Origin of the sequence: Massilia sp. TWR1-2-2 (genome assembly GCF_049897565.1) — a bacterium.
Taxonomy (GTDB): domain Bacteria; phylum Pseudomonadota; class Gammaproteobacteria; order Burkholderiales; family Burkholderiaceae_D; genus JAFCUW01.
Window position 1 is genome coordinate 47637 of the sequence record NZ_JAFCWM010000021.1, and the last position, 17673, is coordinate 65309.

Consider the following 17673-nt stretch of genomic DNA (forward strand, 5'->3'; position numbering starts at 1 on the left):
GCTGCCATGAATCTGCCTCACCGCTCGACCCTGAGTACCGTCGCCGTCGCCGCCGCCTGCGCCGCGCTCGCCCTTGCCGGCGCCGCCCACGCCCAGGTCACGCCCGAATCGACCGACTCGAACGTGCCGCCGGCGACCGCCCAGAAGCAGGCGCGCGAAATCGCCCAGGGCGATCCGGCGCGCTGGTTCCGCGAAGACGCTACCGCGGCCCAGCGCCTGCGCACCTTGCAAAAGGAAATTGCCGCCGGCCTGCAGGAAGCCCAGGGCGCCTGCCGCAAGATGGCCGCCGGCGAGCGCGCCGGCTGCATGAAGGAAGCGCGCGCGACTTACCAGCAAGAAATGGCGGCGGCCCCCTCGCTGGCCTCAGCCGAACGGCGCTAGTCGGCCTGGCGGCTGCCGGCGTCGTGGCTCGGTAATTCGTGCACGACGACGGCGGTGTCGTCGGTAAACGCGTTGAGCCAGCCGGCATGCTTGAGCGCGCGAAGCGCGTCCCGGTAGCCCTGGTCCCAGCGCCATTCGATCGACCCCTTTGAAAAATTGACGTCCTTGGCCGCCATGTTCCAGTCGCGGCCGGCGTAAGGCAGGCGCACGATGTGCATGGTCGAGCCGACCCCGAGCGCGGCCAGTTCGGCGCGGTCCGCTTCACTGTGCTCGCTGGCCGGAACCCGCGCATACAGCTCGCGCAGCTTTTGCTGCATGCGGTGCGCGTTGACGTAGTCGTCGATGTGGCGCGTCGAGCGCGACGCGTACGTCACATCCTTTTGCCGCGTGTTGACCTGGTCCATCGTGACCGGCTCGCCGCCCTTGGCGCTCCACAAGTCGACCATGAAGCACAGCGTGTCGCCTTCCGGCAGCTCTTTCAGCACCGACTCGAGCGGGGTGTTCGAATACAGCCCGCCATCCCAGTACAGCTGGCCGTCGACGCGCACCGGCGCAAATGCCGGCGGCAGGCTGCAACTGGCGCGCACGTGCGAGGCGCACAGGTCGCCGTCGACACTGTCGAAGGCGCGCAATTCGCCCGTGGTGACGTTGATCGCGTTGACCGTCAGGCGCACGCCGCCTTTTTCGTTGAGGTAGTCGAAGTCGACCAGTTCTTCGAGCGTGGCGTGCAGCGGTCGGGTGTCGTAGAACGACGCGTCCTCCGGCGGTACCGTCATGCCTAACGGGAAGCCGCTGAAATAGCGCGGTGCAAAAAAGCCCGGGACGCCGCGCACAAAGGCGTCGGCGGTGTTGAGCATGATGCTGCGCCGGCGCTGATCGTCGCTGACGTTGCCCATGTCGACGCTGTCGGGATGGGCCACCCGGTCCCAGAACGCTTTGACGCGCTGGAGCCGGTCGTGCTTGTGATTGCCGGCGATCAGCGCGGCGTTGATGGCGCCGATCGACGTGCCGACGATCCAGTCGGGCACCAGGTCGTGTTCGTGCAAGGCCTGGTAGACGCCGGCCTGATAGGCGCCGAGCGCGCCGCCGCCCTGCAGCACCAGCACGATGCGCAGATTCTCGGGGTTGAGTGAATTCTTGTTGGCCGTCATCGTGGTCCGTTCAGACACACCGCGCCGCTGGCGCGGCACAGGTTAAAAAAAACGGCGCCGAATCTGCGATTGCGACGCCGTTCAAGCCCCACCATATCTGCTTTCCGGCTTTGCTGCCGGAATCAGATGCGGCGCCGTGGCATTGCCGCGGCCGCCGCACGATTCACGTCGCCTGTTTCAGGCGGCGCTGCTGCATGTACCAGCCGAAGCCGGCCATCGCGACTGCCAAGGCAATGCCGGCGATGCCCATGCGGCGGTTGCGGAAGATGCGCACGGCCGTCACCAGGATCGGCGCCAGCGTGGCCATGCTCGCGCCGGTCGGCTTGAGCAGGCTGTCGACGCGCGAGCGCACCGCCCACGTGGCGTGGTCGAGCGCCGAGTGAAACAGCACTTCCGGCCGCGCCGCATGCTTGACCTGCGCCTTCACATGCACCAGCGCGACGCGGTAAAACTCGCCTTCGCGGATCAGCTGAGCCTTGCGCTCCTGCATGTCTTCCTTCGGCGCTATCACTTCTACAGTTTGTGTTTCCATGCAACCTCCGATATTCGTGACTGCCGTTACAGCAGCATGTCGCGGTCGTTCTTAAGTTCTTTCATCGTTTCCGGGAACGCCAGCTTGCCCTGCTTGAGCATGGCCAGGCCCTTGAACACGAGGATAGCCGTTATGGCGAGGAACACGGCGAACATCACCAGCAGGATTTTCCAGCCCATCGCATCCCATGCCAGCGCCACCACCATGGCGGTGCCGTACAGGATGGCGAAGCAGATGGCCAGCACGGCGCCGGCAAACAAGGCCACCAGCTCGATGGCGTGGTTGCGCACTTCCGTCAGTTCGATGGCTGCCAGCTCGACGCGCGACACGACCAGGCCCAACAGGTTCTTCCCCAGGCCGGTCAGTCCACTCATCAGGCCGGGACCATGAACGATAGTTTCAGCTTTTTCCATGGCTCCCCCGGCTAAGATTATTTGCGGCCCAGGATCACGCCGAGCAGCAGGCCGACGCCGGCCGCCGCGGCGATGGTGCGCCATGGGTTGTCCTTGACATAGACATCGGCCGACTGCGCCAGTTCCTTGCCCTTGACCATAGCTTGACCTTGCACCTGGCTCGCCTTGCCCATTGCAACGTCGAGCATTTCCATGCCGCGCCCGCGCAGTTCTTCGGCCTTTTCGCCCGTCAGGGCGGCAGCGGCGGTCAGCAGGGTCTGGGCATCCTTGACCAGCGTCTTGACGTCGGCCGACGCGTTGTTCATGGCGCCATTGACGGTGTTGGCGGCGGCGCTGGCGGAACGGGTATTGTTGTCTAACATGATGAACTCCTGTTGGTGGGTGAAAAAATTATTAAATGGTTTTAGGCTGGCATCAGGTCGTGCATGTCGTCGGCGTGCTCTTCTTCGACGGCCATGATCCTGACCAGCAGGTCGCGCGTGGTCGGATCCTTGTCGCCGATCGCGGCGATCATCTGGCGATACGATTCGATCGCCACACGCTCGGCAATCAGGTTAGCGCGGACCATCGCGCCGACATTGTCCGAATCGTCATACTCGGCGTGGCTGCGCGCGGTCAGCGTGGCCGGATTGAAGTTCGGCGAACCGTTCAGCTGGACAATGCGTTCGGCCAGCCAGTCGGCGTGCTCCTGCTCCTGGGTCGCGTGCTCGAGAAATTCGGCGCGCGCCTGGCCATTGCCGGGGCCGCTAACGGTGTAGTAGTGGCGCTTGTAGCGCAGCACGCACACCAGCTCGGTTGCCAGCGCGTCGTTGAGCATGGCAATGACGGCTTCGCGGTCAGCCTGGTAGCCGTCGGTCACTGCGCCGTCGTCGAGGTTGGCGGCGGCCGCGCGGATCGCGGCGACGTCAAACCCGTGAGCGAGCGGCGTTTTATTGTCTTCCATGATGATTTCCTTGTTCGGTTACGTTGATTAACGGCGCGGCGGAATTGCGACGCCTTCATTTGACAGCACGATTTCGACGCGGCGGTTCAGCTGCCTGTCGCCAGCCGAGACATTGCCGGCGACCGGATAGGCTTCGCCGTAGCCGCGCATGGCGACGCGCTCGCGGCCGATGCCCATGCCGGTCAGCGCGCTGGCCACCGACGCGGCGCGCCGCTCGGACAGCTCCTGGTTGTGTGCCGAACTGCCGGTACTGTCCGTAAACCCTTCGACCAGCACGGTGCGGTTCGGGTTCTGGTTCAGTACGTCGGCAAGCTTGCGCACGTTATTGACGCCGTCGGCCGTCAGCGTCGCTTGGTTGGTGGCAAACAACACGTCGCCGATGGTGATGATCATGCCGCGTTCAGTCTTTTTCGCCTGCAGATCGGCCATCTGGGCTTCCAGCTGGGCGGCGCGCGCCTGTGCTTCGCGTGTCTGGGCTTCGGCACTCTGGGCGGCGCGGGTGGCGTCGTTGGCCTGGGCCTGGGCCGATTGCGCATCTATCTTGGCGCGGTTCGCTTCCATCTTGGCGCGCTCGGCGTCCATCTTGGCGCGGTCCGCTTCGGCGGTGCGCGCTTCCAGGCGCAGCTGGTCGCGCTGGCGGCCCGAATTGGCGATGTCGGCTTCGGCTGCCTTCTGGCTGGCGACCTGCTGGGCGGTGGCGATCCTCTGCTTGGCCAGGTAGGCCAACTGGTCGATCTGCGCCAGGCTCTCGCGGCGCGCCGCGGCGGCGTTGGCGGCGTCCAAGGCATCGCTGGCCTGCTTGAATTCGAGCGGCGCGTAGCTCGACACTGCCGGATTGCTGTTGGCGGCGACGAACTCGTTGCGCGCCTGGTCGAGCATATTGGTGGTGGTCGGCGTGGAGCTGCAGGCGGCCAGCATGACGGCGCTGGCGAGGATGGTGGCTTTAAAAAATTTGGCGTTCATGTTCAAGTCCTTGTAGAAAGCGCGTGCTGTGCGCAGGGTCGATTTCGAGTTGTTGTGCGGTCAGTCGGCGACGGCCGCCCTGCCCGGCAGCGTGTTAGCGGACGCCGTTGGCGCGCTCGACTTCGTCGCGCAGGATGCGCAGGTCGGCGTCGAGGGCATTGGCGGCGGCGTTCGCCTTGGTCGAATTGGCCTTGCTCTGGGCCAGCTTGGCGTCGGCTTGCGCTTCGGTCGCCAGGGTGCGCGCCAGGGTGTAATCCTTGGCCGCGAGCGCCTCGTTGGCGCGCATCATCTTCGAGCGCGCCGCGGTGATTTCGGCCGGGGCCAGGTCGGCCGCGCCGGCGCTCACTGCGTTCTCGACCGCATTGCGGGAGACGGCGACGTCGGCCGTGGCAGGCGCTTTTTGCGACGTGCCGCAGGCAGCCAGCGACAGCAGCGCGCCGGCGCACACTACTTTGAACAACTGATTGGTCTTCGTTTGCGTGGTCATGGGTTCTCTCCGGTGGCAATTAATTGATGTGATATTAACGTTATATGCTGTTTCTTTGTTAAGCTCGGTTCGCTGACGCACATAGCAATGTGTCCATTCCACCGGCGCTCGGTGCGTCAGCGCACATCGACAACTTGTCCTTTGCGCTACGCTGAGCGCTTCATTTCAGCCACACACCGAGGATCGTCATGCCTGACCGCCAAGAGCCCAGCAGCGTCCCGCCTGCTTCCCGCGCGACCTCGCGCACCACCAAGATCGGGCTGACTGTGCTCGGCCTGCTGGTGGCAATACCGGCCATTGCGCTCGTCATCTTGCTCAATTACGACTGGAACAAGGCGCGCCCGTGGCTCAACGCCAAGGCGAGCGACGCGATCGGGCGTCCGTTTGCCATCAACGGCGAGCTGACGCTGCAGTGGGAAAAGCCGGCCAACAAGATTGCCGGCCACGATACAACCTGGCGCGACCATATTCGATGGCCGCACTTGATCGCCAACGACGTCCACGTCAGCAACCCGGTCGGCCTGCCGGCGCGCGACACGGCCAGCGTCAGCCAGCTGTCGTTCTCGCTCAATCCGTTTTCGCTGCTGCACAAGACCATCGCCATTCCGACCTTGCGCTTCGAAACGCCGAAAATCGACCTGCTGCGCAATGCCGACGGCACCAACAACTGGACGTTCGAGCGCGACGAAAAGAAGTCCGAATGGAAGCTCGACCTTGAACGGGTGGTATTTACCAAGGGCGTCGTGCACGTGGCCGACGCGGTCGAAAAAGCCGACATCACCGCCGACGTCGACACCATCATCGACAAGACCTACGGCATCAGCTGGAAACTGCGCGGCAACTACCATGGCGCCCCGGTGACCGGCGGCGGCAAGGCCGGCGCGGTGTTGTCGCTCAAGGAAAGCAGCGTGCCCTACCCGATACAGGCGGACTTTCGCGCCGGCCCGAACCGCGTCAGCGCCGAGGGCACCATTACCCGTCCATCGAAACTGGCGGCCATCGACCTGAAGCTCAAACTGGCCGGCCCCAGCATGGCGCGCCTGTACGATTTCACCGGGGTGCTGCTGCCGGAAACGCCGGCCTTCAGCACCGAAGGCCGCCTGATCGGCAACCTCGACGAAAAAAGCAGCCGCTGGACCTACGACAAATTCAAGGGCAAGGTCGGCAGCAGCGACCTGGGCGGACATCTGGAATACCAGACCGGCAAGCCGCGCGGCATGTTGACCGGCAACGTGGTGTCGCAGCAGCTCAACTTCGCCGACCTCGGGCCGGTGATCGGCGCCGACTCGAACGCCAGCAAGACGGCGCGCGGCGTGGCGCCGGTGCAGCCGGCGGGCAAGGTACTGCCGGTCGAAACGTTCCGCACCGAGCGCTGGAAAACTGTCGACGCCGATGTCAAATACTCGGCCCAGCAGATCGTGCGCGAAAAGCAGCTGCCGATCAGCAAGCTGAGCACCCACCTGATCATGAAGGCGGGCGTACTGACGCTCAATCCACTGAACTTCACGATCGCCGGCGGCAACATGGTGTCGAACATCCGGCTCGACGGCAGCGGGCGCGACGGCAAGGATGCCATCAAGGCCACCGCCAAGGTCACCGCGCGCCACATGAAGATCAAGGAGTTGTTCCCGACCATCGAAAAGGTGCAGGCGACGGTCGGTGAAATCAACGGCGACGCCCAGCTGTCGGCAACCGGCAATTCCGTCGCTACCCTGCTCGCCGGCGCCAACGGCGAAGTCAAGACGCTCATCAACCAGGGCTCGGTGAGCAAGCTGCTGCTCGAGACGATAGGGCTGAACGTCGGCAATATCGTGCTGACCAAGCTGTTCGGCGACAAGCCGGTGCAGCTCAATTGCATGGCAACCGACTTTGCCGTCACCAACGGCGTGATGCAGACGCGCGTGTTCGTCATCGACACCGACGAAGCGGTCATTACGGCCGACGGCACCGTCAACCTGTCCAACGAGCAGTTGAACCTGACGATGCGCCCACAAACGAAGAGCCTGCGCATCTTCTCGCTGCGTTCGCCGCTGCACCTGCAAGGCACCTTCAGCAAGCCCGACGTGTCCGTCGACAAGGGCGTGCTGGCCATGAAAGCGGGCGGCGCCATCGCGCTGGCCACGGTGGCCGCTCCCATCGCCGCCCTGCTGCCGCTGATTAACACCGGCCCTGGCCAGGACAGCGCCTGCGGCAAGCTGCTCGCCGACGCCCGCGTCAAGCCGGTCGCGCCGCCGCCGGCTGCCCGCGCCCCCCGTTAACACGTCAATACGCACCTCCGCCGGGGGCTGTCCTGTTCGCAACACTTGTGTGCGTTGCCGAACAGACCAGCCCTCAAGCAGGCTCTACTCTGTGACCTATCGGCTCAGGTGTTGAACGCACCGCCGCAACCAAGAACAACAATCCCCACCAAGGAACCCACATGAAAAACCTGAAAATCGCCAGTACCCTGATCGCTGCCCTGATGTTGTCGACTATTGTCGGCTGCGCCTCGACCACCGATACCAAGCACGCCACCCCAGGCCAATACATCGACGACGTCGCCATCACCACCGGCGTCAAGGCAGCCATCCTGAATGCCCCGACCTTGAAAGTGTCGGAAATCAACGTCGAGACCTACAAAGGCGTTGTGCAACTGAGCGGCTTCGTCAGCTCGGCAGAGAACATCGCCACCGCATCGTCGGTAGCACGTTCGGTGAACGGCGTGAAATCGGTCAAGAACGACCTGCGCCTGAAGTAATACATAATAATTAGTTAAGTAATAAGCAATACCCCAACTCACCCAAGGAGATACCACATGAAGACCATCAAACAATTCGTAGTAAGCGCATCGCTGATCACCGTGGCCCTCGGCCTGGCTGGCTGTGCCGGCATGTCGAACCAGGACAAGAACACTGCAATCGGCGCTGGCGCTGGTGCAGTCGTCGGCGGCGTATTGACCGGCGGCAGCCCAGTCGGCACCGTTGGCGGCGCTGCCGTCGGCGGCATCATCGGTAACCAGGTCAAGACCACCAAGTAATTCGTGGCGGTAGACAGTAAACAGCGCCCCGCTCGACGGGGCGCTTTTTATTGGTGGCCCTAAATAGCGCAACCGCTAGTGTCAAATGGTAGTAATGTGTCACTCGGATATTTCATTTTTGCATTAATATTGCTGGCGACCATCGCAGCGCCAGGTCAGAATCACATGAGCAACGAAGGGAACGCCGGCGCTGGCGAATCTGCCAGCCCCCCAGCAAAGCAAGTTCTGCACGAACAGGAAGTGGCGGCGCTGCGCGCCACCATTGGCCAGTTGGTGGACATGATCGCCAGCCATTCCGCCAACGACAACCAGTCCGCCGCGTTTGCCCAGCTGGTGCGCCAGCTGCAGGATGCCAACGAACACTTGGTGCTCGCCAACTTCGGCGCCCAGGACCGCCAGGCCGCCGCCGAAGCGACCAACCTGCGCCAGAGCGAATTTTTATCGATGCTGGCACACGAGTTGCGCAACCCGCTGCAGCCGATGGCCATGGCCAACGAATTGCTCGCCAAAGTCACTGACCTGCATCCGACCGTGGCCAAGGTGCACGGCGTGTACGCGCGCCAGATGGTCCACATGGTGCGGCTGGTCGACGATCTGCTCGACGCCTCGCGCGTCAACAGCGGCAAGATCGTCTTGCAGCTGGCTCCGGTTGTGCTCAACGACATCATCTCCGATGCCGTCGAAATCAGCCGTCCCGGCATCGAACGGCGCTACCAGCAGTTGCAGGTGCGCCTGCCGGCCGCCGCGCTGGTGCTCGACGGCGACAAGGTCAGGCTGGCGCAGCTGGTTTCGAACCTGCTCATCAACGCTAGCAAGTTCACCCATGAATACGGCCGCATCGAGATCAATGCCAGGCGCGTGGGCAACACCGTCACCGTCGAAGTCAGCGACGACGGCGCCGGCATTCAGCCCGAGCTGCAGCCGTTCATCTTCGACCTGTTCACCCAGGGCTTCCGTTCGCTCGACCGCGCCCAGGGCGGGCTTGGCATCGGATTGTCGCTGGTGCGCACGATCGCCCAATTGCATGGCGGTACAGTCAGCGTGACCAGCGCCGGCAGCGCCCAGGGCAGCATGTTCAGCGTCACCTTGCCGTTGTCGGCTAGCACCGACCAGCGCGCGAATGCCGCCGCGCTGGCACAGCCGGCGGCGCCGTGCAAGATTTTGCTGATCGAGGACAATCGCGACGCCAACGACATCCTGACCATGCTGCTCGAGCGCGACGGCCACAACGTGACGAGCTGCTTCGACGGCCCCAGCGGCCTGCGCGCCGGCCTCAGCCAGTCATTCGACTTGGTGCTGTGCGACATCGGCTTGCCCGGCATGGACGGCTATCAGGTCGTCAGCGCACTGCGCGCCGCCCTTGAAGAGCCGCGTCCCTGCTTCGTTGCCACCACCGGTTACAGCGACAGCGACCAGCCCGACCGCGCCAGCGAGGCCGGCTTCGACCATTACCTCGTCAAACCGGTGAGCGTTCCGGCGCTGACCCGCATCATCGCCGCGCATGCCACCCAGCTGCGCATCCCGTCCCAACGCCGCGACGACCCGACGGCGTCGTCAAAGAAATACTGAACTATGGCTACCACCGATCAACAGCGACATTTCATGATCAGCCAGGCGGTGCGGCGCGTGCCCGGCTCCGACGACGACGTCGACCTGCGCCTGTGGGACAACCTGGCGCTCGAGCTGCGCGTCATCATCGGCGAGCGCGGCTTCGAGTCGCTGTACGCGCGCAGCCTGCACCATGCCGCCGCCGCGTTGCCGTGGCTGGCGACGCAGCCGCCGCAAAGCGGCGATCCATTCACGCTGCTGACCTCGCGCCTGAAACAGCGCCCGGCGGCCGAAGCGCAAGTGGCCAGCGCCGCCCTGCTGAATATCTTCATCGATACCCTGATCATACTAATTGGCGAACTTTTGACCTACAGCATCCTGCGCAAGGCATGGGGTGACGACGTCGTGAATCAAGCTGCAACGGAGCACCGAACATGAATAAAGTGAGTATCCAACGGCTGGCCACGGGCGTTCCCGGGCTCGATGAATTACTCGGCGGCGGCGTGCCCGAGTTTTCGTTCAACCTGCTGGCCGGCACGCCCGGCAGCGGCAAGACGACGATGGCGCACCAGATCATGTTCTCGCTGGCCAACTCGGAGCGGCGCGCACTGTTTTTCACCGTGCTGGGCGAGCCGCCGCTGAAGATGCTGCGTTACCAGCAGCAGTTTCCGTTCTTCGATGTCAGCAAGATCAACGAGTCGATCCGCTTCGTCAACCTGGCCGCCGACTTGCTCGAGGGCGACTTCGACCGGGTATTGGCGCGCATCGAGGAAGAAGTCCAGGCCTTCAAGCCAAGCCTGGTGTTCGTCGACTCGTTCCGTTCAGTGGTGCAGTCGGCCAGGGCGATGGACGCCGGCGCCGGCGGCCTGCAGCACTTCGTCCACCAGCTCGGCATGCAGATGACGAGCTGGCTGGCCACCACCTTCCTGATCGGCGAATACCTGGCGCCGGAGGCCGAATCGAGCCCGGTGTTTACCGTCGCCGACGGCATCTTGTGGCTGTCGCAACTGATTCATCGCGACGCGCTGGTGCGCAAGATCCAGGTCGTCAAGATGCGCGGCCAGGCGCAGAGCCTGGGCATCCACACGTTCCGCATCAGCGACAACGGCCTGGAAATTTTCCCGCGCGCGGTACTCAAGCCGGCCGGCAAGCAAGTGCGCATCGCGTCCAACGAGCGTGTCTCACTGGGGGTGCCGGAGCTCGACAAGATGATGGGCGGCGGCCTGCCGGCGGCGTACTCTCTGCTGGTGGTGGGACCATCCGGCTCCGGCAAGACCGTGCTGGCGACGCAATTTCTGGCTGAAGGTGTGCGCGTCGGTGAACCGGGTGTCATTGCCGCGTTCGAGAAAAGCCCGAACCAGCTGATGAGCCGGCAGCTCGACGACCTGATCGCCAGCGGCGCGGTGGGCGTCATCAATACCCGCACGCTCGACCTGTCGCTCGATGAAATCCTGCACGACCTGGTTGCCATGATCGCGCGCATGAAGGCCCGCCGCGTCGTCATCGATTCGGTGTCCGGCTTCGAAATGGCGCTCGCGTCGATGTTCCGCGAAGACTTCCGCGAATCGTTGTACCGCCTGGTGGCCACGCTGACCGAGATGGGGGTGACGGTGTTGATGACGGCCGAGGTGGAAGACCGCTACCAAGAGTTGCGATTCAGCTCGTACGGCAACGCATTCCTGGCCGACGCCATCGTCATGCAGCGCTATGTCGAACTGAAGGGCAAGCTGCGGCGCGTCACTTCGGTCGTCAAGATCCGCGGCAGCGCGCATAGCGACGAGTTCCGCTTCTACGACATCGGTGCCGATGGCATCCGCATCGGCGACGACCTGCAGCAGTACCAAGGTATTCTGGCCGGCACGCCAACGCTGATCGGTGCGGGCGGCGAACCGGCCTGATGTTGGTCTGCAATCAGGCGCCGGCGCTAAGCCAATGGCAGAGGCGAAGGTCTAAAAGCCAAGTGTACTGACCCGGACCAACCTTGCTTTACTGCTCCGCTCGTACGTTTGTCGGTACAGACCCCGTGCCCGCTCTGTCTGATGGCGGTACCTGCCCGCGTTGCCCTCCTCATGCCGCCCCTTCTACACATAGTCGAGGTCGTGTCTGAATGGCAGACCTGGCCCCTTGTTCGCAGAAGCAAAGTCGGCTTGCCGGGTGCGACCCCGGCTATGTGCCCCCAGCTACGTTGATGCCGCCGCCGAGCCCGATCAAATCATTCTGAGCTTCACGAGCCACCGTCACGTCGGCGGTCTTCCCATTCAGCAATCAACCCGTTCGCAATCAATGCAAACCCCGCGATGAGCGAAGCGACCCAGAAGTTGACATTGAAGCGGTAGCTGCCGACCGCTCCAGCGACTAACGCGATGACAAGCCAAATCAAGATGTAGAGCAGCCTTTTCATCACGGGCACCCGCATGTTGCCGCGCCGACTAACCATAAGGGTCAACCATCGAAAGAGGATTGCCATCGACATATGCATAAGTAGTGATGCCCCCATCAAGCCCTATCGGATCGCTCGAGATGAAGCGCGCCAGGTTCGGCAAATAATAGCGTGCGTGGTAATAATACAGCCCCGTGGCGTCGTTTTCTCGTCCAGTTACTGGAACGGATTGCGGACCGCCGCGTCGGCAATCGTATTTCCGTACGGATCGTAGGTGTACTCGACCACCTTGGCGCCTGCCGCATCGACCAGCCGGATTGTCGATCCGAGCGCATCGGTCAGGTAGGTCAGGATGGCCGCGCTCTGGCCCGATCCGCTCAACTGCGCAAACACCTCGTCGACGCCGGCGCCGACATAGCTCGCCTTCACATTTGACGCGTCGTTGTTGGCGCTGGCGGCGCCGACCGGCTCTTGCACGATGTTCGATCCGTCGTAGACGTAGCCGTTGGCGACGCCAAACGTGATGGCGGCAAGCTGCCCGGCGTCATCGTAGCTGTTGTCGCCCTTTATCCCGTTCATATAGGTGGTTCGCATGCACCTGCCTGCGGCGTCGTAAGTAAAAGCAATGCTTTGCGCGACGTTGTTGTTGGCGGCGCCCGCGGCCTGGTCGATGCGGGTCAGTCGAATCGCAGACGATCGACCCACTGTTCAATCCGCGCGAGCATGGCATGCGCGACCCGCAGCCCTTGCTCGCCATCCGGCCTCATGCACCTCATGGTCGTGCTGGTCGAAGCCGCCGCTGATCCATAGCTGGCTGTTGGCAAGGACCGTGGCCGTATGCCCGGTGCGCGCAATCAGGCCGAGATCGCCGCGGTCCTGCACCTGTGTACCGGCCGGGTCGAATTGTTCGGCGCCGGTGACGACCGCGCCGGTGGCGTCGACGCCGCCGATTACCAGGATCTCGCCGTCTGGCAGCAACGTGGCGGTATGCCCGCTGCGCGCCTTGTTGAGCTTGATTTCGGCGGCCGTGGCGCCGCCGCCGCGCTGCACAATCACAGCGCCGGCGACCGGCGCCTTGTCGGGTTCCTCGCCGCCGAGCAACAGCCAGCTGCCGTCCGGCAGTTGGGTCGCGCTTTGGCCTGGCCGCACGGCTGGCTGCGGCAGCAGCACGCTGGCGAGCGCAGCGGCGTCGGGCGCGCCGGCGGGCGCGTCCTGCGACTGCACGGCGTGCATCACCCCGACCGACAGGACCAGCGCGCCCATCGCGCGGCGCGCGAACCGGGTGGAAAACTTCGGCGTGAATTTTGACATGGCGGTCTTCCTGATCGAATAACGAGCCCGTGTTAGGCCGGCATCACAGCGTCAACAACGAGTCGTAGGTCCCGCGCACGGCATGCTAGGGACTGGTCACTGCGAGATTGGCGCTGCCGATGTTGGCGCCCGCGGGATCGGCCTTGATGGCATACGTGCCGGTGGTCGGCAATACCTGCTGGGCCAAGTTAAGGTGAAAGCGGCATTGTCGCCCGCTGCGGTGCGCGGCCTGGCGCTATTCCGGCACGACGCGCAATGTGTGGCCTGCCACTCCATCGGCACCACACCCGCCTTGTTCGCTGACGACAAGTTTCACAGCCTCGGCATGGGCCTGCGCCGCCTCACCCCCGAGCTCGCCCCGGATCACGCTGCGCCCGGCAAGCGCGAACCAGCGTGGCGCCAGCGTTGATCAAACGGCCCTCACCGCCGGTGAAATCGCCGCCCTAGGCCGCTTCGCGGTGACGTTCAATCCCGCCGACATCGCCAAGTTCCGCACGCCCAGCCTGCGCAACGTGGCGATGACCGCGCCCTACATGCACGACGGCAGCGTCGCCACGTTGGAGCAAGCCGTTGAACTGGAGTTATCTTACAGAAGCGCTCAAGCGGATCGGCCGTTAATTCTTACGCCGCTTGAAAAAGCGGACCTGGTCGAGTTCCTCAAGTCACTGACCAGCCCGCCAATTGCGCGCTAGCAATCAGACGAAGGCGGTGGCCAGCGCCGCTTCGCCCGCTTCCTTGACGATCTCGTAGCACTTGCACGAGGCCGCGGCCAGTCCGGGCAGGTCGAGGATCTCGATATTGCCGCGACTGTAAATGATCAGGCCCTGCTGCTGCAGCGCGCTGGCGGCCTTGGTGACGCCGACCCGCCGCACGCCCAGCGCGTGCGCCAGAAATTCATGTGTCAGGTGAAATTTGTCCGATTGCAGGCGGTCGCGCGTGATCAGCAGCGACCGCGCCAGGCGCGCCTCGAGCACGTGAAAGCGGCTGCACACGGCAATCTGGATCGCCTGCGCCAGCAAGGTGTCGGTGTAGCGGTACAGCACCCGCTGCAGCGACGGATTGCGGGCGAATTCGGTGCGGAACTGGGCGCTGTCCATGCGGCTGGCAATACCGGCGCGCTGCACCACCGCGCGCACCTGCGCCAGCTGATGGCCGAGGGCGACTGTGGCGCCGAGCATGCCTTCGCGGCCGACCAGCCCGACCTCGAGCGTCATGCGCCCTTCGGCAACGCCGAGCAGCGATACCAGGCTGTCGTGCGGGAAATAGATATGCTTGAACGTGTCGCCCGGCTCGCACAACACATCGCCGACATCGATCTGCACCTGCTGCAGCATCGGCGCCAGGCGGGCAAAGTCGTGGTCGGGCAATGCGCCCAGCAGACAGTTGCCGTTCTTCTCGGCATCCTCATGGGCAGCGGCGAAAGTCACAGGTCCAGCGCGGCTCGGTTGGGTGTGTTGAAACATTTTTTCTCGTCGGGTGGCGATCGTGTAAGAAACCATGTGTCAAATGGAACGCGATTACATTTACAAACAATTTGATTCAGCGTAGCGGCAATAAACATGAAAGTATGTACGGTGACGCACGGATAACCCCCAAGTTCACAGGGAGAATGGCGCCATCAACGGACCTAGTGCTCGGTCCGTCTGGCGTCGGAATCGCCTGGCGACGAGAACAAACTCACACCAAAAGGAACCACCAATGAACACACCGCTGACCCACAACACTGCACCGAAACATCATCCGATGATGATCATCGCGGCCATCGCCATCATCCTGTTCTGCCTGGCCGGTACCGCCGCCATCATGGGCTGGATCCCGTCGTCGATCGGCGGCACGCCGGCCAATCGCGGCGAGCTGACCGAGGCGGACCGCCTGGCGCTGGCATCGAAGATGCAATCGACGACGCCGTCGCAGCAGCTGGCCGCCCTGCCGCCGCTGCCGGCTGCCCAGCCGCAACAACTGGCGATGGCACAGGTCGAGCCTCAGCCGGTCCAGCAATATCAGCGCGCACCGGCGCAGAACTACGCACCGGCACAGAATTACGTCGGCGATACGGATGCACCGCGCGCCGCGCCGCGCCGCCCGGTCCAGCTCGCTGCCGCCGACAAGCCGGCGAAGAACTGGTGCTCGAACTGCGGTAACGTCGAATCGGTGCGTGAAATCAAGACCCGCGCCCAGGGTAGCGGCGTTGGCGCAGCCGGCGGCGCGATCCTCGGCGGCCTGCTCGGCAACCAGGTTGGCGGCGGTCACGGCCGTCAGCTGGCAACCGTCGCCGGTGCAGTCGGCGGCGCCGTGGTCGGCAATCAGGTCGAAGGCAACATGAAGGCCACCACCAGCTACGAAATCCGCGTGCGCCTCGACGATGGCTCGTCGCGCACCTTCCACCAGCAGCGCGCGCCCGGCTGGCGCAACGGTGACCGCGTGCGCGTGGTCAAGGGTGTGCTGCGCTCGGTAAAGTAATACCGCGGCGGCCCTGGCCGCCCTCCTAGCCTCAAAAACAACGCCATGCGGCAATTTGCGCATGGCGTTTTTTTTCTTCGATGCAATGTGTGAGAACGAACAGAGTTGCTTTGTAACAAGCCTCAGAATCGATTCATTCCGTCATGGGGAACAATTTCCCGCTCCGAATCGACAAGGATCGAATATGAACAAATTGACCTGGATTGGCATCATCGTTTGGGGACTTTTCGTCGCCGGATTCGGTCTAACTGGAGTCAGCGCGCCGCCACACGCGGTGAACGTACAGCCGCAGGACGTCTTGTTCCTCATCGTAGGCGGGATGGTCACATGCCTCATCGGCACCGTCGGCCTGTTCGGCATCATGGGATGGATGCCGGGTATGCGAGCTGAGCAAAAAAGTTATCTTTAATGTACGCCAGCGTACGGAGAAACTGAAGAGAACTCGCGATACTGGCTTCACGACGAGACAGTCGTTACACCAACTAACAAGGACGCCATCATGCTTTATACAATCGCAATCATTCTCCTGATCCTGTGGGTACTTGGCTTGGTCACCTCCTACACCGTCGGCGGCTTCATTCACATCCTGCTGGTCGTCGCTGTCATCATGATCCTGGTTCGCCTCATCAGCGGCCGAGGTATCTAGCGCACCGTTCATGCGGACATCGTCGCTGATGCCCGATCCGTTTCGCGGTCGCGCTCCTTACCGGATGCAACCACGAAACGGATTTTTCATTTAAGGAGTTGAAATGAGCAACTTGCCTACTCTCACCAAAACAATCATCTGCGCTGCCGTCCTGGCGCTGGCCAGCAGCGGCTGTGCCGACATGAACCAGACGCAGCGCGGCACCGCGACGGGCGCCGGCATTGGCGCCGGCATTGGCGCGCTGCTCGGCGGCACTACCGGCGGCGGCGGCGGCGGCCGCGCGGCCAAGGGCGCCGTCATCGGCGGCGCCGCCGGCGCGCTGATCGGCAACGTCTGGTCCAAGCGCATGGAGCAGCAAAAGCAGCAAATGGAACAGGCCACCCGCGGCACCGGCGTACAAGTGAGCCAGACGGCCGACAACCGGCTCAAGCTGGACATCCCCAGCGACGTCTCGTTCGACACCGGGCGCTCCGACATCAAGCCGAATTTCCGTCCCGTGCTGGAACGCTTCGCCGGCACGCTGAACGACAACCCGGCGACCACCGTCACCATCATCGGCCACACCGACAGCACCGGCGACGAGGCCATCAACCGGCCGCTGTCGATCGACCGCGCCGCCCACACCCGCGACTACCTGGCCATGCGCGGCGTGTCGCCGAACCGCATCTACGTCGACGGGCGCGGCGAACGCGAACCGATCGCCTCGAACAACGATCCGGCCGGCCGCGCGCGCAATCGCCGCGTCGAGATCTTCGTGGCCGAGCCGGCGCCGCGCGGCTGACCGGCCACCGCTCGGCAACGCCGTCCAGGTTCGGAGCTGGGCGGCTTTTTGCGTTTGGGGAAGATCAACGTGGAGGCAGTGCCGCGGGCGCATATTGGCATGCGTATCGGCAAGATTTCGAGCCGACAATTCCGAGGCTCGCCATGACCCCCGACGCTACCGCCCCCGCCGCCAGCGAACCTGCCTGCGCCATCTGGAACCCGTCCGCCGCTGCGCGCTGGAGCCTGGTGTTCACGCCGGCGTTCGGCGCCTTCATTCATATGCACAACTGGCATTTCATGGGCCAGCCGCAAGAAGCGGTGCGCGCGCGACGCTGGTTCCATGCCAGCCTGGCGCTGCTGATGCTGCAACTAATTACCAGCGCACTCAACGCGCGGCTCGGCAGCGAGCCGATGCTGCTGCACCCGGGCGGACTGCTGTTTTTTTTGGTGTGGTATTTCGGTGCTGCCCGCCAGCAGGAACGGCTGGTGAAGGCGCGCTACGGCGCCAGCTACCAGCGCAGGTCGTGGGACAGCGTGCTGATGTGCGCGGTGGTGGCCGGCGCCGCCTATGCCAGCACCAGCGCGCTGCTGTCGCTGCTGCTGGACGCCACCACCTGACCCGAACGGCCGCCGCGGCGGTTTTCCGTTATGCTCTGGCTCCAGTCCATTCGCAATTTTCG

At 63.8% G+C, this 17673-nt stretch carries 26 protein-coding genes; 14 read left to right on the plus strand and 12 right to left on the minus strand.

Going from position 1 to position 17673, the window contains the following annotated elements:
- The first annotated feature begins 6 nt into the window (after nt 1–6).
- On the plus strand, nt 7–381 hold the full coding sequence (locus tag ACP7DD_RS19010; protein ID WP_426176368.1) for a hypothetical protein: 375 nt from the start codon (nt 7–9) through the stop codon (nt 379–381).
- Here ACP7DD_RS19010 and ACP7DD_RS19015 read toward each other — a convergent pair.
- From ACP7DD_RS19015 to ACP7DD_RS19045, 7 genes are all read right to left on the minus strand, one after another.
- Nucleotides 378–1532 (minus strand): patatin-like phospholipase family protein, encoded by a 1155-nt coding sequence (locus ACP7DD_RS19015; protein WP_426176369.1) that lies wholly within the window; start codon nt 1530–1532, stop codon nt 378–380. The two genes, ACP7DD_RS19010 and ACP7DD_RS19015, sit on opposite strands and share 4 nt — an antisense overlap.
- A gap of 163 nt (nt 1533–1695) precedes the next feature.
- Nucleotides 1696–2064: a hypothetical protein gene (locus ACP7DD_RS19020; RefSeq protein ID WP_426176370.1), complete on the minus strand. Its 369-nt coding sequence runs from the start codon at nt 2062–2064 to the stop codon at nt 1696–1698.
- Nucleotides 2065–2090: 26 nt separating this feature from the next.
- Nucleotides 2091–2477: a phage holin family protein gene (locus tag ACP7DD_RS19025; RefSeq protein ID WP_426176371.1), complete on the minus strand. Its 387-nt coding sequence runs from the start codon at nt 2475–2477 to the stop codon at nt 2091–2093.
- Nucleotides 2478–2494: 17 nt separating this feature from the next.
- Complete coding sequence (locus ACP7DD_RS19030) at nt 2495–2839, minus strand: DUF883 family protein (RefSeq protein WP_426176372.1); 345 nt, start codon at nt 2837–2839, stop codon at nt 2495–2497.
- Between the two features lie 41 nt (nt 2840–2880).
- A complete protein-coding gene (locus tag ACP7DD_RS19035) occupies nt 2881–3420 on the minus strand; it encodes a ferritin-like domain-containing protein (protein WP_426176373.1) in 540 nt (179 codons plus the stop codon).
- A gap of 27 nt (nt 3421–3447) precedes the next feature.
- Nucleotides 3448–4383 carry an OmpA family protein gene (locus ACP7DD_RS19040; protein WP_426176374.1) on the minus strand — a complete coding sequence of 312 codons (936 nt, stop codon included), beginning with the start codon at nt 4381–4383 and terminating at the stop codon, nt 3448–3450.
- 94 nt (nt 4384–4477) lie between these two features.
- The gene (locus tag ACP7DD_RS19045; protein ID WP_426176375.1) at nt 4478–4870 is read right to left on the minus strand and encodes a DUF4398 domain-containing protein; all 393 of its coding nucleotides are present in this window, start codon (nt 4868–4870) and stop codon (nt 4478–4480) included.
- Nucleotides 4871–5058: 188 nt separating this feature from the next.
- Here ACP7DD_RS19045 and ACP7DD_RS19050 point away from each other — a divergent pair, with 188 nt between their 5' ends.
- The 6 genes from ACP7DD_RS19050 to ACP7DD_RS19075 all read left to right on the plus strand — a co-directional run bounded on the left by ACP7DD_RS19050 (nt 5059) and on the right by ACP7DD_RS19075 (nt 11332).
- Nucleotides 5059–7128 carry an AsmA family protein gene (locus ACP7DD_RS19050; RefSeq protein WP_426176376.1) on the plus strand — a complete coding sequence of 690 codons (2070 nt, stop codon included), beginning with the start codon at nt 5059–5061 and terminating at the stop codon, nt 7126–7128.
- A 161-nt stretch (nt 7129–7289) separates the two neighbouring features.
- Entirely contained in the window at nt 7290–7607 is a 318-nt protein-coding gene (locus tag ACP7DD_RS19055) for a BON domain-containing protein (protein ID WP_426176377.1), read from the plus strand.
- 57 nt (nt 7608–7664) lie between these two features.
- The gene (locus ACP7DD_RS19060; RefSeq protein WP_099790168.1) at nt 7665–7886 is read left to right on the plus strand and encodes a glycine zipper 2TM domain-containing protein; all 222 of its coding nucleotides are present in this window, start codon (nt 7665–7667) and stop codon (nt 7884–7886) included.
- A gap of 165 nt (nt 7887–8051) precedes the next feature.
- The gene (locus ACP7DD_RS19065; RefSeq protein ID WP_426176378.1) at nt 8052–9455 is read left to right on the plus strand and encodes a hybrid sensor histidine kinase/response regulator; all 1404 of its coding nucleotides are present in this window, start codon (nt 8052–8054) and stop codon (nt 9453–9455) included.
- 3 nt (nt 9456–9458) lie between these two features.
- Entirely contained in the window at nt 9459–9872 is a 414-nt protein-coding gene (locus ACP7DD_RS19070) for a hypothetical protein (RefSeq protein WP_426176379.1), read from the plus strand.
- A complete protein-coding gene (locus ACP7DD_RS19075; RefSeq protein ID WP_426176380.1) occupies nt 9869–11332 on the plus strand; it encodes an RAD55 family ATPase in 1464 nt (487 codons plus the stop codon). The genes ACP7DD_RS19070 and ACP7DD_RS19075 overlap by 4 nt, the downstream gene beginning before the upstream one ends.
- Before the next feature lie 326 nt (nt 11333–11658).
- Here ACP7DD_RS19075 and ACP7DD_RS19080 read toward each other — a convergent pair whose 3' ends face one another.
- From ACP7DD_RS19080 to ACP7DD_RS19095, 4 genes are all read right to left on the minus strand, one after another.
- Nucleotides 11659–11901, minus strand: coding sequence for a hypothetical protein (locus tag ACP7DD_RS19080; protein WP_426176381.1), 243 nt, complete (start codon nt 11899–11901; stop codon nt 11659–11661).
- Nucleotides 11864–12139, minus strand: coding sequence for an RHS repeat-associated core domain-containing protein (locus tag ACP7DD_RS19085; RefSeq protein ID WP_426176415.1), 276 nt, complete (start codon nt 12137–12139; stop codon nt 11864–11866). The genes ACP7DD_RS19080 and ACP7DD_RS19085 overlap by 38 nt, the downstream gene beginning before the upstream one ends.
- Nucleotides 12031–12408 (minus strand): hypothetical protein, encoded by a 378-nt coding sequence (locus ACP7DD_RS19090; RefSeq protein WP_426176382.1) that lies wholly within the window; start codon nt 12406–12408, stop codon nt 12031–12033. Before ACP7DD_RS19090 ends, ACP7DD_RS19085 begins: the two co-directional genes overlap by 109 nt.
- Nucleotides 12409–12522: 114 nt before the next feature.
- Nucleotides 12523–13125: a kelch repeat-containing protein gene (locus ACP7DD_RS19095; RefSeq protein WP_426176383.1), complete on the minus strand. Its 603-nt coding sequence runs from the start codon at nt 13123–13125 to the stop codon at nt 12523–12525.
- A gap of 82 nt (nt 13126–13207) precedes the next feature.
- Here ACP7DD_RS19095 and ACP7DD_RS19100 point away from each other — a divergent pair, with 82 nt between their 5' ends.
- Both ACP7DD_RS19100 and ACP7DD_RS19105 read left to right on the plus strand, forming a co-directional pair.
- Nucleotides 13208–13534 (plus strand): hypothetical protein, encoded by a 327-nt coding sequence (locus ACP7DD_RS19100; RefSeq protein WP_426176384.1) that lies wholly within the window; start codon nt 13208–13210, stop codon nt 13532–13534.
- 49 nt (nt 13535–13583) lie between these two features.
- On the plus strand, nt 13584–13817 hold the full coding sequence (locus ACP7DD_RS19105) for a hypothetical protein (RefSeq protein WP_426176385.1): 234 nt from the start codon (nt 13584–13586) through the stop codon (nt 13815–13817).
- Nucleotides 13818–13820: 3 nt separating this feature from the next.
- On the opposite strand, the gene ACP7DD_RS19110 is transcribed toward ACP7DD_RS19105, so the two are convergent.
- Complete coding sequence (locus ACP7DD_RS19110; protein ID WP_426176386.1) at nt 13821–14552, minus strand: Crp/Fnr family transcriptional regulator; 732 nt, start codon at nt 14550–14552, stop codon at nt 13821–13823.
- Between the two features lie 271 nt (nt 14553–14823).
- Between ACP7DD_RS19110 and ACP7DD_RS19115 the strand changes: the two genes are divergently transcribed.
- The 5 genes from ACP7DD_RS19115 to ACP7DD_RS19135 all read left to right on the plus strand — a co-directional run bounded on the left by ACP7DD_RS19115 (nt 14824) and on the right by ACP7DD_RS19135 (nt 17611).
- Nucleotides 14824–15585 carry a glycine zipper 2TM domain-containing protein gene (locus ACP7DD_RS19115; RefSeq protein WP_426176387.1) on the plus strand — a complete coding sequence of 254 codons (762 nt, stop codon included), beginning with the start codon at nt 14824–14826 and terminating at the stop codon, nt 15583–15585.
- Between the two features lie 184 nt (nt 15586–15769).
- Complete coding sequence (locus ACP7DD_RS19120; RefSeq protein ID WP_426176388.1) at nt 15770–15994, plus strand: hypothetical protein; 225 nt, start codon at nt 15770–15772, stop codon at nt 15992–15994.
- Nucleotides 15995–16084: 90 nt separating this feature from the next.
- A complete protein-coding gene (locus ACP7DD_RS19125; RefSeq protein WP_426176389.1) occupies nt 16085–16231 on the plus strand; it encodes a lmo0937 family membrane protein in 147 nt (48 codons plus the stop codon).
- Nucleotides 16232–16334: 103 nt separating this feature from the next.
- Nucleotides 16335–17012 carry an OmpA family protein gene (locus tag ACP7DD_RS19130; RefSeq protein WP_426176390.1) on the plus strand — a complete coding sequence of 226 codons (678 nt, stop codon included), beginning with the start codon at nt 16335–16337 and terminating at the stop codon, nt 17010–17012.
- Between the two features lie 143 nt (nt 17013–17155).
- Nucleotides 17156–17611, plus strand: a complete 456-nt coding sequence (locus tag ACP7DD_RS19135; RefSeq protein ID WP_426176391.1) for a hypothetical protein — start codon at nt 17156–17158, stop codon at nt 17609–17611.
- Nucleotides 17612–17673: the final 62 nt, after the last annotated feature.

What these genes read in the sequence shown, in the direction of transcription:
- ACP7DD_RS19075 (WP_426176380.1), top strand. Translation starts at nt 9,869, where the DNA reads ATGAATAAAGTGAGTATCCAACGGCTGGCCACGGGCGTTCCCGGGCTC.
- ACP7DD_RS19025 (WP_426176371.1), bottom strand. Translation starts at nt 2,477, where the DNA reads ATGGAAAAAGCTGAAACTATCGTTCATGGTCCCGGCCTGATGAGTGGA.
- ACP7DD_RS19010 (WP_426176368.1), top strand. Translation starts at nt 7, where the DNA reads ATGAATCTGCCTCACCGCTCGACCCTGAGTACCGTCGCCGTCGCCGCC.
- ACP7DD_RS19045 (WP_426176375.1), bottom strand. Translation starts at nt 4,870, where the DNA reads ATGACCACGCAAACGAAGACCAATCAGTTGTTCAAAGTAGTGTGCGCC.
- ACP7DD_RS19030 (WP_426176372.1), bottom strand. Translation starts at nt 2,839, where the DNA reads ATGTTAGACAACAATACCCGTTCCGCCAGCGCCGCCGCCAACACCGTC.
- ACP7DD_RS19020 (WP_426176370.1), bottom strand. Translation starts at nt 2,064, where the DNA reads ATGGAAACACAAACTGTAGAAGTGATAGCGCCGAAGGAAGACATGCAG.
- ACP7DD_RS19125 (WP_426176389.1), top strand. Translation starts at nt 16,085, where the DNA reads ATGCTTTATACAATCGCAATCATTCTCCTGATCCTGTGGGTACTTGGC.
- ACP7DD_RS19070 (WP_426176379.1), top strand. Translation starts at nt 9,459, where the DNA reads ATGGCTACCACCGATCAACAGCGACATTTCATGATCAGCCAGGCGGTG.
- ACP7DD_RS19130 (WP_426176390.1), top strand. Translation starts at nt 16,335, where the DNA reads ATGAGCAACTTGCCTACTCTCACCAAAACAATCATCTGCGCTGCCGTC.
- ACP7DD_RS19065 (WP_426176378.1), top strand. Translation starts at nt 8,052, where the DNA reads ATGAGCAACGAAGGGAACGCCGGCGCTGGCGAATCTGCCAGCCCCCCA.
- ACP7DD_RS19135 (WP_426176391.1), top strand. Translation starts at nt 17,156, where the DNA reads ATGACCCCCGACGCTACCGCCCCCGCCGCCAGCGAACCTGCCTGCGCC.
- ACP7DD_RS19050 (WP_426176376.1), top strand. Translation starts at nt 5,059, where the DNA reads ATGCCTGACCGCCAAGAGCCCAGCAGCGTCCCGCCTGCTTCCCGCGCG.
- ACP7DD_RS19090 (WP_426176382.1), bottom strand. Translation starts at nt 12,408, where the DNA reads ATGCGAACCACCTATATGAACGGGATAAAGGGCGACAACAGCTACGAT.
- ACP7DD_RS19095 (WP_426176383.1), bottom strand. Translation starts at nt 13,125, where the DNA reads ATGTCAAAATTCACGCCGAAGTTTTCCACCCGGTTCGCGCGCCGCGCG.
- ACP7DD_RS19080 (WP_426176381.1), bottom strand. Translation starts at nt 11,901, where the DNA reads ATGGCAATCCTCTTTCGATGGTTGACCCTTATGGTTAGTCGGCGCGGC.
- ACP7DD_RS19055 (WP_426176377.1), top strand. Translation starts at nt 7,290, where the DNA reads ATGAAAAACCTGAAAATCGCCAGTACCCTGATCGCTGCCCTGATGTTG.
- ACP7DD_RS19100 (WP_426176384.1), top strand. Translation starts at nt 13,208, where the DNA reads ATGCTAGGGACTGGTCACTGCGAGATTGGCGCTGCCGATGTTGGCGCC.
- ACP7DD_RS19040 (WP_426176374.1), bottom strand. Translation starts at nt 4,383, where the DNA reads ATGAACGCCAAATTTTTTAAAGCCACCATCCTCGCCAGCGCCGTCATG.
- ACP7DD_RS19060 (WP_099790168.1), top strand. Translation starts at nt 7,665, where the DNA reads ATGAAGACCATCAAACAATTCGTAGTAAGCGCATCGCTGATCACCGTG.
- ACP7DD_RS19035 (WP_426176373.1), bottom strand. Translation starts at nt 3,420, where the DNA reads ATGGAAGACAATAAAACGCCGCTCGCTCACGGGTTTGACGTCGCCGCG.
- ACP7DD_RS19115 (WP_426176387.1), top strand. Translation starts at nt 14,824, where the DNA reads ATGAACACACCGCTGACCCACAACACTGCACCGAAACATCATCCGATG.
- ACP7DD_RS19015 (WP_426176369.1), bottom strand. Translation starts at nt 1,532, where the DNA reads ATGACGGCCAACAAGAATTCACTCAACCCCGAGAATCTGCGCATCGTG.
- ACP7DD_RS19120 (WP_426176388.1), top strand. Translation starts at nt 15,770, where the DNA reads ATGAACAAATTGACCTGGATTGGCATCATCGTTTGGGGACTTTTCGTC.